At 68.1% G+C, this 13,280-nt stretch carries 16 protein-coding genes and 2 tRNA genes; 6 read left to right on the forward strand and 12 right to left on the reverse strand.

The window, feature by feature from the left end; all coding sequences use genetic code 11:
• Window positions 1-8 precede the first annotated feature (8 nt).
• Window positions 9-446, forward strand: coding sequence for a holo-ACP synthase AcpS (gene acpS / locus CRP45_RS15190; protein WP_067788698.1), 438 nt, complete (start codon window positions 9-11; stop codon window positions 444-446).
• Window positions 447-452: 6 nt separating this feature from the next.
• Here the strand turns inward: acpS and CRP45_RS15195 are convergent, their stop codons facing one another.
• A complete protein-coding gene (locus CRP45_RS15195; protein ID WP_084483232.1) occupies window positions 453-1,133 on the reverse strand; it encodes a TetR/AcrR family transcriptional regulator in 681 nt (226 codons plus the stop codon).
• Window positions 1,134-1,478: 345 nt separating this feature from the next.
• On the opposite strand from CRP45_RS15195, the gene CRP45_RS15200 reads away from it, so the two are divergent.
• Window positions 1,479-2,696, forward strand: coding sequence for a hypothetical protein (locus tag CRP45_RS15200; RefSeq protein WP_097245629.1), 1,218 nt, complete (start codon window positions 1,479-1,481; stop codon window positions 2,694-2,696).
• A gap of 94 nt (window positions 2,697-2,790) precedes the next feature.
• Here CRP45_RS15200 and CRP45_RS15205 read toward each other — a convergent pair whose 3' ends face one another.
• Window positions 2,791-3,579 (reverse strand): ABC transporter permease, encoded by a 789-nt coding sequence (locus CRP45_RS15205; RefSeq protein WP_097245630.1) that lies wholly within the window; start codon window positions 3,577-3,579, stop codon window positions 2,791-2,793.
• 17 nt (window positions 3,580-3,596) lie between these two features.
• Complete coding sequence (locus CRP45_RS15210) at window positions 3,597-4,556, reverse strand: ATP-binding cassette domain-containing protein (protein ID WP_097245631.1); 960 nt, start codon at window positions 4,554-4,556, stop codon at window positions 3,597-3,599.
• Window positions 4,557-4,683: 127 nt separating this feature from the next.
• On the opposite strand from CRP45_RS15210, the gene CRP45_RS15215 reads away from it, so the two are divergent.
• On the forward strand, window positions 4,684-5,415 hold the full coding sequence (locus CRP45_RS15215; protein ID WP_097245632.1) for a TetR/AcrR family transcriptional regulator: 732 nt from the start codon (window positions 4,684-4,686) through the stop codon (window positions 5,413-5,415).
• Window positions 5,416-5,418: 3 nt separating this feature from the next.
• On the opposite strand, the gene bcp is transcribed toward CRP45_RS15215, so the two are convergent.
• Window positions 5,419-5,889 (reverse strand): thioredoxin-dependent thiol peroxidase, encoded by a 471-nt coding sequence (gene bcp, locus CRP45_RS15220; RefSeq protein WP_097246089.1) that lies wholly within the window; start codon window positions 5,887-5,889, stop codon window positions 5,419-5,421.
• A gap of 140 nt (window positions 5,890-6,029) precedes the next feature.
• On the opposite strand from bcp, the gene CRP45_RS15225 reads away from it, so the two are divergent.
• A complete protein-coding gene (locus tag CRP45_RS15225; protein ID WP_097246090.1) occupies window positions 6,030-6,251 on the forward strand; it encodes a DUF3618 domain-containing protein in 222 nt (73 codons plus the stop codon).
• A gap of 68 nt (window positions 6,252-6,319) precedes the next feature.
• Here CRP45_RS15225 and CRP45_RS15230 read toward each other — a convergent pair whose 3' ends face one another.
• Both CRP45_RS15230 and CRP45_RS15235 read right to left on the reverse strand, forming a co-directional pair.
• Window positions 6,320-6,616: an excalibur calcium-binding domain-containing protein gene (locus tag CRP45_RS15230; RefSeq protein WP_067788688.1), complete on the reverse strand. Its 297-nt coding sequence runs from the start codon at window positions 6,614-6,616 to the stop codon at window positions 6,320-6,322.
• A 134-nt stretch (window positions 6,617-6,750) separates the two neighbouring features.
• Window positions 6,751-7,728, reverse strand: a complete 978-nt coding sequence (locus CRP45_RS15235) for a pirin family protein (RefSeq protein ID WP_097245633.1) — start codon at window positions 7,726-7,728, stop codon at window positions 6,751-6,753.
• Between the two features lie 79 nt (window positions 7,729-7,807).
• Between CRP45_RS15235 and CRP45_RS15240 the strand changes: the two genes are divergently transcribed.
• Window positions 7,808-8,272 carry a MarR family winged helix-turn-helix transcriptional regulator gene (locus tag CRP45_RS15240; RefSeq protein WP_067788685.1) on the forward strand — a complete coding sequence of 155 codons (465 nt, stop codon included), beginning with the start codon at window positions 7,808-7,810 and terminating at the stop codon, window positions 8,270-8,272.
• Between the two features lie 3 nt (window positions 8,273-8,275).
• Here CRP45_RS15240 and CRP45_RS15245 read toward each other — a convergent pair whose 3' ends face one another.
• From CRP45_RS15245 to CRP45_RS15255, 3 genes are all read right to left on the reverse strand, one after another.
• Window positions 8,276-8,590 (reverse strand): hypothetical protein, encoded by a 315-nt coding sequence (locus CRP45_RS15245; RefSeq protein WP_097245634.1) that lies wholly within the window; start codon window positions 8,588-8,590, stop codon window positions 8,276-8,278.
• Between the two features lie 76 nt (window positions 8,591-8,666).
• On the reverse strand, window positions 8,667-9,317 hold the full coding sequence (locus CRP45_RS15250; RefSeq protein ID WP_097245635.1) for a transglycosylase SLT domain-containing protein: 651 nt from the start codon (window positions 9,315-9,317) through the stop codon (window positions 8,667-8,669).
• A 694-nt stretch (window positions 9,318-10,011) separates the two neighbouring features.
• Window positions 10,012-10,084 (reverse strand) — tRNA-Lys (locus CRP45_RS15255).
• A 311-nt stretch (window positions 10,085-10,395) separates the two neighbouring features.
• On the opposite strand from CRP45_RS15255, the gene CRP45_RS15260 reads away from it, so the two are divergent.
• Window positions 10,396-11,610 carry a L,D-transpeptidase gene (locus tag CRP45_RS15260; protein ID WP_097245636.1) on the forward strand — a complete coding sequence of 405 codons (1,215 nt, stop codon included), beginning with the start codon at window positions 10,396-10,398 and terminating at the stop codon, window positions 11,608-11,610.
• 70 nt (window positions 11,611-11,680) lie between these two features.
• Here CRP45_RS15260 and CRP45_RS15265 read toward each other — a convergent pair whose 3' ends face one another.
• The 3 genes from CRP45_RS15265 to orn all read right to left on the reverse strand — a co-directional run bounded on the left by CRP45_RS15265 (window position 11,681) and on the right by orn (window position 12,956).
• A complete protein-coding gene (locus tag CRP45_RS15265) occupies window positions 11,681-11,995 on the reverse strand; it encodes a hypothetical protein (RefSeq protein ID WP_067788679.1) in 315 nt (104 codons plus the stop codon).
• 180 nt (window positions 11,996-12,175) lie between these two features.
• A tRNA-His gene (locus CRP45_RS15270) sits at window positions 12,176-12,251 on the reverse strand.
• 54 nt (window positions 12,252-12,305) lie between these two features.
• Window positions 12,306-12,956 (reverse strand): oligoribonuclease, encoded by a 651-nt coding sequence (gene orn / locus CRP45_RS15275; RefSeq protein WP_097246091.1) that lies wholly within the window; start codon window positions 12,954-12,956, stop codon window positions 12,306-12,308.
• Between the last annotated feature and the right edge of the window lie 324 nt (window positions 12,957-13,280).

A 13,280-nucleotide genomic window follows, 5' to 3' on the forward strand; every position in this document is an offset into this window, starting at 1 on the left:
GCGACGCATTGACCATCCTGGGGATCGGCCTCGACCTGGTGACCATCTCCGAGTTCGCCGAACAGCTCGAGCGGTCCGGAACCACCATGCTCAGGGAGAGTTTCACCGCGGGCGAGCGGCGCTACTGCCAGAGCAAGGGCACCGATCCGGCGCGCAGTTTCGCGGCGCGCTGGGCCGCCAAGGAAGCGGTGCTCAAGGCGTGGGCGTCGTCGCGTTTCGCCCGCCGCCCGCAGATCGGCGACAACCCGTACCCGCTGATCGAAGTGGTCAACGACGCGTGGGGCAGACCGAGCATCAAACTGCACGGGCTTGCGGCCGAATTCCTGCCGCGCGCCAGGGTGCACCTGTCCTTGACCCACGACGGCGACACGGCGGCGGCGATGGTCGTGCTGGAGGATCCCGGCGAGCTCGCCGACCTGATCGAGGGGCGCGAAACGACCGCGTGAGCGCCCTCAGCGCTCGCTCGCGGTGCGGGATTCCTTCTCCGCGACAAGCAGATACGCGACCATCAGCCGCTTGAGCTCGGCGACGGCCTCGGCGTGCGACTGCTCGTCCTGGACCGAGAAATTGAGCATCGAGTACACCACGTGCACGAGAACCTCGGCCATCATGGTGCGCCTGACCCGCGGCGTGCGCGGGGTGAGCGGCCGCAGCATCTGCGAGACGACCTCGGCGAACTGCTTCTCGTGGATGGCGCCGGTGGCTCGGGTGGACGGCGTGGACTGCATGGCAAGCCAGACCTCGCGCCGGGACGGGTCGGTCATCCAGAGGTTGGCCAGGTGGTCGACGAACTGGTTCATGTGCCGCAGCCAGTCCAGCGAGGGCACTTCGCCGTGGAAGTCGGCCAGTTCCTGGGAAACGGCAACGAGATCTTGGCGATTCAGTTCACAGACGATGACGTACTTGTTCGCGAAGAATTGGTACAGCGTGCCGATCGGGACCTCGGCGCGCGCCGCGACCTCTTCACAGGTGAACGATTCGAAACCGACCTCGACGAGCAACTCGCGGGAGGCCTGGAGCAGCGCGTCGAACTTGCGTTTGCTGCGTTCCTGAGTCGGCCGCTTGCGCGGCATCAGCTCTTGCGGGTCGTCCTGCAGTTCCAACGCGGGGTCCAGGTGTCGCTTGGACGGCATCGCCCTGGCCTCCGTGTGTACTTCCACGTATCCAGGCTAGCGGTACCGACACGCACGCGACACGCGCACTTGGTCAGCGTGTTCAGGTCTGTCACATTTCACGACCCATCCGTGACGGTTGTGGCCGCGAACACTAACCAAGCGTGCGTGCATCCGCGGGCACGTTGCCAAGGGTGTTCGCCCACCTCGGCGCACCTTCGCCTTCGCTCCGGCGCGTGCGCGGGCTGAGGAAGGACTTCGTCCGCGTCGGTCGGCGGGTGATCCGGTCCGGACAGTCACTGGGAAGGCGTATCTGTGGTAGCTCGATCTGTGGTAACACTCGGCGTTTCCACCGAACGTGGCGCCGTGCACGCGGTAGCGCTCGCCGACACCGGCGAGAAGCTCGTGGAGCGTGTGCTGGTCCACCGGGTGGCGAAGACGCACGGCGACAGCAAGGCGGATGTGGCGGCGGCGGTCCAGGCCGCGATGGACTACGTCGCCGCGGAGGTCGGAGAGGGACGGGAGATCGCGGGCGCCGCGGTCGCGTACCGCGATGCCGCCGAGCGGCGGGCCATCGTGACCCGGCTCGCGTCCGGCCCGTGGCGCACCGCGTCGCTGCTCTCGACGAAATCCGCGCACCTGAGCGCGGCGGGCATGATGACCTGGCTCGGCGAGTTCGACGACCTGCTCGTCTGCGAGGTCGTTCCAGGGCACCAGGCGTTCACGCTGGTCGACAAGGGGCGCAATCGGGTGCTCGCGGCGGTCTCGCAGACTGGTGGCACGAACGAGGCGTCGCTCGGCGCCGCGGTGACGGCCGCCTGGGACCAGTTCGAGGCGGCCGCCGTTCGTCCGGACGGTGTGGTGCTGATCGGCTCCGCGGCGGAGGAACCGGCGGTGCGCGAGGCCGTCGACCGCTTCGGCGCGCCCGTGCTGCCCTGCAAGATCGCGTCGTCGGCCGCGGCCGTCGGCGCCGCGCTGTTCGCCATGGCCGACGTGCCGGAACTGGTGGACACCGTCGAAGAGGAGCGCGGTAGCCGGAGCTCGGCGGGGTTGTTCGTGGCGGCCAGCGTGGTCGCGGCCGGTCTGGTCGTCGGCGGTGTCTTCACGCTCGGCGATTACTCCATCCGGTCGGTCGTCGCCGACGCGCGGAACACCGCGGACGCGCATGTGGTCCCCGGCACCGGGTCGTCCAGCGGGATGGCGGTCGGCTCGTCGGTGCAGCCGGAGATCATCGCGCGCGAAGACCGAGGCGCGGCATCGGTGCCTCGACAGTTGCCCCTGGTCACCGGCGACACGCCCGCTGTCGGGCCACAGACGGTGGTGCAGCGCTGGGGGAGCGGCCAGGATCGTCCGCTGACGCTGGAGGAGGCCGAGGCGCTGGGCGAGACCGACACCGCCGCCGCGTCGGTCGTTCCCGGCACCGGTATCCCGTCCACCACCAGGGTCGGCGCGCCCAACGACGCCATGCTGTTCCCGGGCGAAGCGCCCCCGCCCCCGGCCTTCACCCCGGAGTCCTACGAGTGGTGGGACAACCACCTGCGCTTGCTCGCGCAGTGGGCCTCGCAGCAGCTGGCACAGGCCTGAGACAAGCGATCGAAAGGCCCGGTGCCGCACAGGCGCCGGGCCTTTCGCCTTTCCGGCGGCGCGACCCCGCGTCCGGTTCGCGGTCGCCCTCGGATCAGTTGCGGGTGCGGCGCCGGAAGAGCGCGCCCGCCGCGACGTAACCGACCACCGCGATGCCCGCGCACCACAGGACCGCGAGCAGGGCGCTGTCGCCGATGGGCGTCCCCATCAACAGACCGCGCGTCGTCTCGATCACCGGTGTCACCGGCTGATTCTCGGCGAACCGGTGCAACCAGCTCGGCATCGATTCGGTCGGCACGAACGCGCTGCTCACGTAGGGCAGGAACATGAAGAAGAAGGTGAAGCCGTTGGCCGCCTCCGGGTTTCGCGCGACGAGGCCGAGGGCGGCCGACAGCCAGGACAGCGCGAGCACATACATGGCGATCACCCCGAGCGCCGCGAGCCAGCGCAGCGGTTCGGCGGTCGGGCGGAAGCCGAGCGCGACCGCGACAACGATGACGAGCCCGGTCGTGATCAGGTTGCGAATCAGGCTCTCGGCCACGTGCCCGGTCAGCGCCGCCGACCGCGCGATGGCCATGGTGCGGAAACGATCGATGATGCCCTCGGCCAGGTCGGTCGAGATGCTGACGGCGGTGGTCGAGGCGCCGAAACCGGCGCACAGCAGGATGATTCCCGGTACCACGTAGTCGATGTAGGCGCCGGGGCCGACGTCCATCGCGCCGCCGAAGACGTAGACGAACATCAGCAGGATCATGACCGGCAGCGCGATCGTCATGATCATGGTGTCCGGACTGCGCAGCGTGTGCCGCAGGTTGCGGTCCAGCATGGTGCCGGAGTCCTGGACGGTGCGCAGCGCGCGGAGGGCCGGGGACGGTGTGGTCATGGTCGTTGTCTCGTTTCTCACGCGGCCGATTCGGTGCGGCCCTGGTGGCCGGTCAAGGCGAAGAAGACGTCGTCGAGGTCGGGGGTGTGCACGGTCAGCCGCTCGACGGCGATGTCCGAGTCCTCGAAGTGGTCGAGCAGACGCTTCACCTCGGCCGCTGTGCCGTCGGACGGGACCTGGAGGGTCAGCTCCTCCGGGTCTACCTGGCTGCCCGCCGTGGGGACGGCGCGGGCGGCGGCTGCCAGTAGATGCCGGTCGGCGAAGCGAAGCCGGATGTGGCCGCCGGGGGCGAGGCGCTTGAGCTCCTCGGGCGTACCCTCGGCGACGATGCGCCCGCCGTCGAGCACGGCGATGCGGTCGGCGAGTTGGTCGGCCTCCTCCAGATACTGCGTGGTGAGGAAGATCGTCGCGCCGTCGTCGGCGAGTTCCTTGATGGCCGACCACAAGTCGCGGCGGCTGCGCGGGTCGAGGCCGGTGGTCGGTTCATCGAGGAAGACGATGCGCGGCCTGCCCATCAGGCTCATCGCGAGATCGAGGCGACGGCGCATGCCGCCGGAGTAGGTGTCGACCGGCCGATCGGCGGCGTCGGCGAGGTCGAAACGGTCGAGCAGGGCGGCGGTGCGGCGGCGCGTCTCGGCCTTGTCGAGGTGCAGCAGTTTGCCGGTGAGGCGCAGGTTCTCGGTCCCGGTCAGCACGCCGTCGACGGCCGCGTACTGACCGGTGACGCCGATCAGCCCGCGGACGACGTCCGGCTCGGCCGCCAGATCGTGCCCGAAGACGCGGGCCTCGCCGCGATCCGCCGTGCTCAGCGTGGCGAGGATGCGCACGAGGGTGGTCTTGCCCGCGCCGTTCGGCCCGAGCAGCGAGAAGACCGTTCCCGCCGCGACATTCAGGTCGATGTCGGCGAGCACGGTGTGCGAGCCGAAGGACTTGCCGAGCCCGTGCACCGCGAGGGCCGGGGGTGGTTCGGGGGACATGGGATCTCCGATCCAGAAACTGTTTATCGAATAAACAGAGTTTATAGAGTAAACAGTTCATGGGCGCAAGAGGTGGTCGGCGGAGCGAGGCTTACAGTCGAGGCGAGCGAAGGAGGCTGAAGGGCAGATGACGACGTCGGACGAGGCGGCGCTACCGAAGTCGGTGGAACTGTTGTGGCGGCTCGATCAGCCGGGCGGCCGTGGCCCCAAACGCGGGCTGACGCTGGACCAGATCCTGGCGGCCGCGATCGAGGTGGCCGACGCCGAGGGTTACGCGGCGCTGTCGATGAACCGGGTGGCCAAGCAGCTCGGCTTCACCGCGATGTCGCTCTACCGGTACGTCGACAGCAAGAACACCCTGGTCGAGCTGCTGCTGGATCGGGTGATCGGCGACCCGCCGAAGATTCCGCCGGGAACACCGTGGCGGACCGGGCTGGAGTACTGGGCGCGCAGCGAGTTCGAGGTGATCGGGCGGCATCCGTGGTGGCTGGACATCCCGCTCAAGGCGCCGCCGATGGGCCCGAACAACATGGCCTGGCTGGAGGCGGGACTCGCGACGCTCGTCGACACCCCGGTCCCGGAGCCGGTGCGGCTGCAACTGGTGATGAACCTGTCGCTCTACGTCATCGGCAGGCGCTGGGCGGCGAGCAATGTGGTCGGCGGGGCGGATGGCGAGCAGGACTTCACCGTCGCGCTGCGGCGCGTGCTCGATCCGCAGCGCTTTCCCGCGGTACTCTCCGCCCTCGCCCACAGTGCCTTCGAGCAGGACGACATCGACTGGGAGAAGGCCGATTTCGAGTTCGGCCTGGCGCGGATGCTGGACGGCTACGAGAGCCTCATCCGCTCCTTCGAGAGCTGACGCTCAGACCGACAGGTCGCGGCGCAGCTTGGCGACGTGGCCGGTGGCGCGCACGTTGTACTGCGCGACCTCGATCTTGCCCTGCTCGTCCACCAGGAAGGTGGAACGGATGACGCCGGTGACGGTCTTGCCGTACATCGTCTTCTCGCCGAAGGCGCCCCACGCGGTGAGCACCGCGCGGTCCGGGTCGGACAGCAGCGGGAAGGTCAGTCCTTCGGCGTCGCGGAACTTGGCCAGCTTGGCAGGCTTGTCCGGGGAGATGCCGAGGACGTCGATGCCCACGTCGTTCAGTTCGGCCAGGTTGTCGCGGAAATCGCAGGCCTGCTTGGTGCAGCCGGGGGTGCTCGCGGCGGGGTAGAAGTAGACGATCACCTTGCGGCCCCGGTAGTCGGCGAGCGAGACCTCCTTGCCGTCGGCGTCGGGCAGCGTGAACGCGGGGGCGGTATCGCCGGGGGAGAGTCGTTGGTTGGTCACGTCCTGCACGGTAACCGAACGCCCATCGGCCGGACGGATACACTCGTCCGCGAGCCCTGGTGACTCGCGAACGGCCGGTGGGAACGTGGTTCACGGCCCGGTTCGCGCCCGGCGGCACGCCCATCGACAGGAGGACATACGTGGCGAAGGACACCGAGCGGATCGAGCGGGAGATCGAGGCCGCCCGCACCCGGCTGGCGAGCACTCTGGACGAGATCGCCGTGCGCGCCGATCCGCAGCGGATCGCGGACGACACCAAGAGCATTGTCGTCGCCAAGCTGAACGAACCCAAGGTCAAGTACAGCCTGATCGGCGCGGGTGCGCTGGTCGTCGGCCTGGTGCTTGTGAAGCTCTTCCGCTGAGTTTCCCGGCAGACGAAAACACCCGGTGCGGCACGGCCACACCGGGTGTTCTTCGTTTATCGGCGGTATCAGACCGTCGGGCAGGCGAATCCGTCGCCGTCGGGATCCAGGTGCGGGCCGAAGCCCGGCTCGCCGCGGAAGATCGGAGCGCGACCCGCCGCGCGGGCGTCGTCGCAGTTGGCGAAGGCGCCACCGGCCGAGCCGGTCTGGGACACGCCCGCCGAACCGGTCGCGGCGGAACCGGTGTCGATGGCGGAGGAGCCGGTTCCGGAGGAACCGGTCGGGGCGGCGGCCAGGGCGGCGGGCGCCGCGAGGATGGTCAGTCCAGCGACGGCGGCGCTGACGGTAAGCCGGCGAACGTTCATGTATTCCTCTGTGTGTGCTGCGGTGGATGGGCGCCTTGACGAGCGACGCCGCACCCACTGTTGCGAGGGGCCGCCCAGTTGTCAACCGCGCGTCACCCGAATTAGGGCCATTAGGGGCTATAGGGCGGCCCGGCTCAGCGGTTCGGCCGGGTGCCGGACAGGTGCTCTGCCGGGATGTTGCCCATCCGTCCCGACTGGAAGTCCTCTATCGCCTGAATGATCTCCGCGCGGCTGTTCATGACGAAGGGGCCGTACTGAACGACGGGTTCGCGGATGGGTTGCCCGCCGAGCAGTAGCACCTCCAGATCGCCGGGGTGATCGTGCTGCTTCGAATCCGCGTCGACCGAAATCGAATCGCCGGGTCCGAACACCGCGAGCTGACCCGCCCCGATCGGCCTGCGCTCGGCGCCGACCGTCCCGCTGCCAGCGAGCACATAGGCCATCGCCGAGAAGTGCTGCGGCCATGGCGTTTCCAGACGGCCGCCGGGGCTGATCGAGGCGTGCGCGTAGGCGATCGGCGTGTAAGTCGATCCGGGACCGGTGAATCCGCCGACCTCGCCCGCGATCAGCCGCACGAGCGCGCCGCCGTCGTGCGAGCTGACCAGCGTCAGTTCGCTGCCGCGCAGATCCTGATAGCGCGGCGCGGCGAACTTCATGGCTCGCGGCAGATTCACCCACAGCTGCACGCCGTGGAACAGACCGCCCGCGACCACCAGTTCCTCGGGCGGCACCTCGTCGTGCAGGATGCCGGAGCCCGCGGTCATCCACTGCGTGTCGCCCTCACTGATGACGCCGCCGCCACCGTTCGAGTCGTGATGCACCATGGTGCCGTCGAGCATGTAGGTAACGGTCTCGAAGCCGCGGTGCGGATGCCACGGCGCGCCCTTGGCCTCGTGCGGTTCGTAGGTCACCGGACCCATCTGGTCGAGCAGGATGAACGGGTCGGCGGAGCGCAGGTCGAGGCTGGGGAACGGCCGCGTCACCTCGAAGCCCGCGCCTTCGCGTTGCTTGTGCGCGGTGACGACCTGCCGGACCGGACGTTCACGCATGGTCTCGTCGGGGCGGGGCAGGCGCGGCAGCACCAGGATGTTGTCGACGGCGATGGCGGGCATGGGAAGCACCTCCTGTGCGGGTGACCGGCCTCGGCCGGTTGGTGTCCATGTCAACCAAGCGAGGTTTAGGATCATTCCCGTGGCGCGATGGCTGAGCGACGACGAGCAGGAGACCTGGCAGGCCTACATCCGGCTGCGCCAGCGGATGGACGCGGCGATCATGGCCGGGCTGGCCCGCGACGGACTCTCCCTGGCCGACTACGAACTGCTCGTTCCGCTCTCCGCTGCGCCGCAGGGCCGCCTGCGGGCCAAAGAACTCGCCGCCGAGGTGTGCTGGGAGAAGAGCAGGTTGTCCAAGCACCTGGCCAGGATGGCGGCGCGCGGGTTGGTCGAGCGGCGGCCGTCGGAAGAGGACGCGCGCGGGATCGTCGTCGAGCTGACGGCTGCGGGCCGGACCGCGCTCGAGCACGCCGCGCCCAATCACGTGGATCTGGTCCGGCGGGTCTTCATCGATCCGATGACCGAGGCGGAGGCGCGGGCGCTGCGTTCGCTGTCGGACAAGGTCAGCGCCGGTGCGGAGAGCGTGACCGATCTCGCGGTGTGACCGCTACGACCACGGCGTGATCGGCGGCTTCACCCACAGCAACTTCTCGTCCACGTGCGCGCGAGCCGCCGACGCATGGCCGGGGTTGCGCGCGGCCCACGCGTTCTTCTCGTCGAGCAGCCGGGCGACGACCAGCCAGGTCTCGTCGGTGCTCGGCGGATTCGTTTCGGCGGCGCGGGCCAGCTTGCGGCGAGTCGCGGCGGACATGTCGCGCAGTTCGGCGCCGCTGATATCGCGGTCCCAGAGATAGACGGCCAAGCGGCGGGCCTTCTCGGCCCTTCGGCTGACCGACGCGTCGGAGTGCGCGTAATCGGCCACCGGGGCATCCTACGACGAACGCCCCGCACCCGGTCGTGGTGACCGGAGGCGGGGCGTTCGTCGTGCTGGAGACGGATCAGTACGCGCTGTTCACGTTGTCCATGCTGCCGTAGCGGTGCGCGGCGTAGTTGCAGGCCGCGACGATGTTGGCCACCGGATCCCAGACGTCGAACGGGGTGCCCGCCACGTGGTAGGCCGCGAAGGTCGGGTCGATGACCTGGAGCAGGCCCTTGGACGGGATGCCCGCGGCGGCGTTGGAGTCCCACAGGTTGATGGCCTGCGGGTTGCCGCTGGACTCGCGCAGGATGTTGCGGTGGATGCCCTCGTAGGAGCCAGGAATGTTGTTGGCGGCCATGATGTCGAGGGCCTGACGGATCCAGCCGTCCAGGTTGTTCTCGTACACCGGCGGGGCCGGAGCCGGAGCCGGGGCGGGCATCGGCGCGGGAACGGGCTCCGGCGCGGGTGCGGGCATCGGCGCCGGGACAGCGGCGGCCTCGGGAGCCGGGGCGGGCGCCACCTCGGCGACAGGCGCGGCTTCGGCGACGGGAGCGGGGGCGGCCGCGGGCTGCTGCTCGGCGACCACGGCGACGCGGGCCGGAACGCTGTCGTCGGCCACCGACACCGCCGACGAGGCGGCGACGGCCACGATGCCAGCCGCGGCCACGGCGAAGGTCAGGCCCTCGCGCAGGGTGGTGCGGCGCAGGGTGGAAAGGCGTCTGTCAGGCATTTCTGAATCGGTTCCTTGTTCGGGGACAGGGGGTTCCGGCCGCACTCGGGCAGCGCGGATCCGGCGGCGGACGCTCGTGGCGCTCGCCGAGAAAAGTCGATGTGCTGTTGTGGATTTGGTTGTGGGGGACACTCCGGTCCCCGGAACGCGGCGGGGCGGGTACCGGGCATCTCTGGCCCGGGCCGCGGCGTCGCGCGGAACTCCACAACAGTGGAGCGATAGGCGTAAGGCGGGTGATCGGGATCCATTGCCGATCCGCACTCGCGACCACGCTGGACCTAGCTCAGGTCCGTCCGGTCGTTTTCCGAATGCGTGTAGACAACATCTCGGTCTAACCAAACCTCAGGTCTCTTTGCGACCTGATTGCAGAATGGTCACGGAAGGTTAACGGAAGGTGAACGAGACCTGAATGATAGATGCTGCCGATCTTGGAACGACCGAGGCCTCGTTACCGAAACGCTATCTACCAGGCTATTCGCGTTTAAACGCGTTGTGCGCTAGGTCACAAAATTGATACAGTGACCTGCGTCTAATCGAGGTTTACAAGCCTCGATCGGCCCTGTTCGAGGCCGGTCCGACCGCTCAGGTCACGGCGTCGTTACCATCGTAGAGGTGATCGCCGAGCGACGATTCGGACACGAAAAGACCGTGCCCTTGTCCAATCGTGACTGGAAGCTAGGCACGGTCTGTACTGTGCGCCATCAGGGACTCGAACCCCGAACCCGCTGATTAAGAGTCAGCTGCTCTGCCAATTGAGCTAATGGCGCCTGCTCCGTGTTCCGGTGCGGGACAAAGATTAACAGGCCGGGACCGAAGAAGTGAAATCGCCTGGTGAAGGGCCGTTTTGTTGGGTCGGCGACGGGTGTTAACACCGGGGGCTCTCGCGGGGATCTATCCGGTGGAACTCGGCCCGTTGCGCGTGTAGTTCGCGTTGGATCGGTCAGACCGGACTGGCAGAATGTTAGGACGCGGTCTCGACCGATCCCGCCGGCGCGGTGGGTTGAGCTTCTTTCGTCGGTTGGATCCGAAGCCATCGGCGCGTGTCTGGACGGCGCCGAGACTTGAAACGGGGTTGATTATGCGCATTGGTCGAGGTCGGCGGCGGTCGATACGAATACTCAGCGGACCTTTGGTATTGCTCGCCGTGATCGCATTGGGATCGTCGGCGTGCTCGCCCTCGTCCGGTAGTGCGGACGCGGCGGTCGCCATCGACCGGAACCCGATCACCGAACTGATCAAGCCGAAGCTGCTCGCTCCCGTCAAAGACGGCGACAAAGGCGTATCACCCGGTGTCCCTATGACTTTCAAGGTCGACGACGGCAGGTTCACCAATGTGACTTTGGTCAACCAGCAGGGCAAGCCGGTCGCGGGCAATCTCGCCGCCGACGGCCGCACCTGGGAGACCGCCGAGGTGCTCGGCTACGGCAAGACCTACCGGCTGACCGCCGACGCCATCGGCCTCGGCGGCGCCAACACCACCACGCTGAGCTTCACCACGAGCTCGCCGAACAACCAGACCAAGCCGTATCTGATCCCGGGGGAGGGTGAGGTCGTCGGCATCGGTCAGCCGGTGGCGATTCAGTTCGACGAGAACATCCCGGACCGCAAGGCGGCCCAGGATGCGATCAAGATCACGACGAACCCGCCGGTGGAGGGCGCGTTCTACTGGGTGAACAACCGCGAGGTCCGTTGGCGGCCAGAGCATTTCTGGGCGCCGGGCACCCGGGTCGACATCCAGGTGAACGTCTACGGCAAGAACCTCGGCAACGGGCTGTACGGCCAGGACAACATCACCTCGCACTTCATCATCGGCGACGCTGTGATCTTCACCGCGGACGACGACACCCACCAGGTGACGGTCGAGCAGAACGGTCAGGTGATTCGCACCATGCCGACCTCGATGGGCAAGGACAGCACGCCCACCGACAACGGCATCTACATCGTCGCGGACAAGCACGAGAAGATCATCATGGACTCCTCGACCTACGGCGTCGCGGTAAACTCCGCGGACGGCTACCGCACGCCGGTCGACTTCGCGACCCGAATCTCCTACAGCGGCATCTTCTTCCACTCGGCCCCGTGGTCGGTGGCTCAGCAGGGTTACTCGAACGCCAGCCACGGCTGCCTGAACCTGAGTCCGGCGAATGCGCAGTGGGTGTACAACTTCGCCAAGCGCGGTGACATCACGATCATCAAGAACACCGTGGGCGGCACGCTGTCCGGCACCGACGGCCTCGGTGACTGGAACATTCCGTGGTCGGAGTGGAAGGCGGGCAACGCGGACGTCGGATGACGGACGAAAGTCCCTGAGCGGCAACGCAAAGGCCCCCGGCGAGTGCCGGGGGCCTTTGTCGTCGGTGGGCTCAGGGGATGTTCGGCCCCGGGGTGCCCGCGCAGGTGAGGTTGGCGTTGAACGCGCTGCCGACGGCGGCACAGAGCAACGGTCCGCCGAAAATGATCCTCTCCAGCTCGGGACCGGAGCCGGTGCCGGTCGAGCCGGTGGTTGTCGCGCCGCCCGAGGAGCCGGTGCTGTGCGCGGAGCCGCTGGTGATGCCCGCGGATCCGGTGTCGGCGGGCAGGTCGATCGGGGTCGCCTCGCGCGCCGCCGAGGCGGTGCCTCCGGACCCGCCGAGCAAGGTGGCGCCGACTAGGGCTGCGAGAACGGCGGAACGCTTCACGTAGTGCTTTCTTTCTCCCGGACCGGGTGATGCCACCGCGGCACACCCTGCTGCCGCAGTGTACGGCCGGGAGGGGAGATCCGGGCCACATTTTGCACCATTGGCGTTTCACAACACGTTTCGGGCAAACCACCCCGGAAACGCGAAATGCGCGAGCCCATCGGACTCGCGCATATCGCGTGGGGTGAGTGACGGGACTCGAACCCGCGACAGCCAGGATCACAACCTGGTGCTCTACCAACTGAACTACACTCACCATCGCCGGTAACTACCGGCGCGCTAGATACTAGCGTGCCACCCCCGCGATTCCCTAATCGGCTTCCAGCGCGCCGTTGCGCGGCACCGTACCCGCGGGCTTGGCCGTACCGCTGAGCTCGGCGGCGACCGTGGCGATCTCCGTGCTGGAGGGCCCGGGCGGCGCGACGAACGCGGTCCGCCGGTAGTACTCGAGCTCGCGGATGGACTCTTTGATGTCGGCGAGGGCGCGGTGGGTCAGGCCCTTCTCCGGCTGGCCGAAATAGATGCGCGGATACCAGCGGCGGCACAGCTCTTTGATGGAGCTCACATCGATCATCCGGTAGTGCAGATGGCTGTCCAGCGCGGGCATGTCGCGGGCGATGAAGCCGCGGTCGGTGGCGATCGAGTTACCCGCCAGCGGAACCGTTCCCGCGGTGGGGGCGTAGGCGCGGATGTAGTCGAGTACCTGCTGCTCGGCCTCGGCGAGGGTGACGGTGGAGCGACGCACCTCTTCGGTCAGACCGGAGCGCTCGTGCATGTCGGCGACCACCGGGGGCATCGCGGCCAGCGCCTCGTCATCGGCGTGGATGACGATGTCGACACCGTCACCGAGAATGTTGAGGTCGCTGTCGGTCACGAGCGCGGCCACCTCGATCAGCTTGTCGCTGTCCAGGCGCAGGCCGGTCATCTCGCAATCCATCCACACCACAAGTTTGTCGGACACTCCGGCAACCTTACTGGCATCCTCTTTGGCGACCTCAGCGAACAAGCGCGTTCGCTCGCGCGCGCCGCCGGTGCGGGTTTGCGCCGCTACGGTGTGGGCCTCCGCACAGGGCTGTGTGCCGCCCGCGCCGAGTGCCACGACCGGCTTCCGTGCGGGGGTGTCGGCTTGCGCACACGGCGGTGTCGGCGACGCGACCACGGGTATGCAGCGGCGGAACACCCTCGCCGGGGATACAGTTTCGGCATCGGCAAAGGCGTACCTCCGCCTTCGTTTCCAGGCGTACGTTCGCCTTCGCCATGCGGGCTGTCGGCGGACGACGCCCTG

Source organism: Nocardia amikacinitolerans (assembly GCF_900215415.1).
GTDB lineage: Bacteria > Actinomycetota > Actinomycetes > Mycobacteriales > Mycobacteriaceae > Nocardia > Nocardia amikacinitolerans.

Excerpts from the sequence above, each read along its gene's own strand:
- CRP45_RS15195 (WP_084483232.1), bottom strand. The coding sequence starts at position 1,133 with ATGCCGTCCAAGCGACACCTGGACCCCGCGTTGGAACTGCAGGACGAC.
- CRP45_RS15205 (WP_097245630.1), bottom strand. The coding sequence starts at position 3,579 with ATGACCACACCGTCCCCGGCCCTCCGCGCGCTGCGCACCGTCCAGGAC.
- CRP45_RS15210 (WP_097245631.1), bottom strand. The coding sequence starts at position 4,556 with ATGTCCCCCGAACCACCCCCGGCCCTCGCGGTGCACGGGCTCGGCAAG.
- CRP45_RS15215 (WP_097245632.1), top strand. The coding sequence starts at position 4,684 with ATGACGACGTCGGACGAGGCGGCGCTACCGAAGTCGGTGGAACTGTTG.
- CRP45_RS15230 (WP_067788688.1), bottom strand. The coding sequence starts at position 6,616 with ATGAACGTTCGCCGGCTTACCGTCAGCGCCGCCGTCGCTGGACTGACC.
- CRP45_RS15235 (WP_097245633.1), bottom strand. The coding sequence starts at position 7,728 with ATGCCCGCCATCGCCGTCGACAACATCCTGGTGCTGCCGCGCCTGCCC.
- CRP45_RS15250 (WP_097245635.1), bottom strand. The coding sequence starts at position 9,317 with ATGCCTGACAGACGCCTTTCCACCCTGCGCCGCACCACCCTGCGCGAG.
- CRP45_RS15260 (WP_097245636.1), top strand. The coding sequence starts at position 10,396 with ATGCGCATTGGTCGAGGTCGGCGGCGGTCGATACGAATACTCAGCGGA.